Below are 753 nucleotides of genomic sequence, written 5' to 3' on the forward strand. Positions count from 1 at the left end.
AGCACGGCTACCGCGCCTGCCTGGGCCTGTTGAATCTGAGTCGGCGCTACAGCCGTGATCGCCTGGAACAGGCCTGTGCCCGGGCCCTGTCCATCAACTCGGCCAGTTACCAGAGCATCACCTCGATCCTGAAGCAGGGGCTGGACCAGCTCCCCCTGCCGCTGGCCGAGGAAGAACCGGAGCTGACAGATCTGCCTGTTCACACCAACGTTCGTGGCCCTCGCTACTACCACTGATCCCGGAGAAACCGATGCTGACTCAAAACACCCTCGATACCCTGCGCCAACTCAAACTGACGGGCATGTGCGATGCTCTGGAACAACAGCGGGCTCAGCCCGAAACCCACGACCTGGCGTTCGAGGAGCGCCTGGCCCTGCTGGTGGATCGCGAAGTGCTGCACCGGGAAAATCGCCGGCTGGACCGGCTGCTCAAAGCCGCTCGCCTGCGCGTGCCGGCTTGCATTGAAGACATCGACTACCGCCACCCACGAGGGCTGGAGCGCTCTCGCATGGCTGGACTGGCCAGCTGTGACTGGATCCGCCAATCCCTGAACCTGTGCATCACCGGGCCGACCGGTTGCGGCAAGACCTGGCTGGCGTGTGCCCTGGGCAACCAGGCCTGCCGGCAGGGCCTCTCGGTGCGTTACCTGCGAGTGCCCCGCCTGTTCGAGCAGGTACGCATTGCCCACGGCGACGGCAGCTACGCCCGGCTGATGAACCAGTTGCTGAAAACCGACCTGCTGATCCTGGACGA

Annotated in this window: 1 protein-coding gene and 1 pseudogene; both read left to right on the forward strand. The window is 64.4% G+C overall.

What is annotated here, in order from left to right:
• A pseudogene (locus tag MLC59_RS20275) lies at nt 1-236 on the forward strand (IS21 family transposase); the annotation flags it as partial.
• Nucleotides 237-250: 14 nt separating this feature from the next.
• Nucleotides 251-753: ATP-binding protein (locus tag MLC59_RS20280; protein WP_248237329.1), on the forward strand; the 503-nt coding region annotated here is incomplete at its 3' end.

The organism is Marinobacter bryozoorum (genome assembly GCF_023156245.1).
In the GTDB taxonomy this organism is placed as follows: domain Bacteria; phylum Pseudomonadota; class Gammaproteobacteria; order Pseudomonadales; family Oleiphilaceae; genus Marinobacter; species Marinobacter bryozoorum.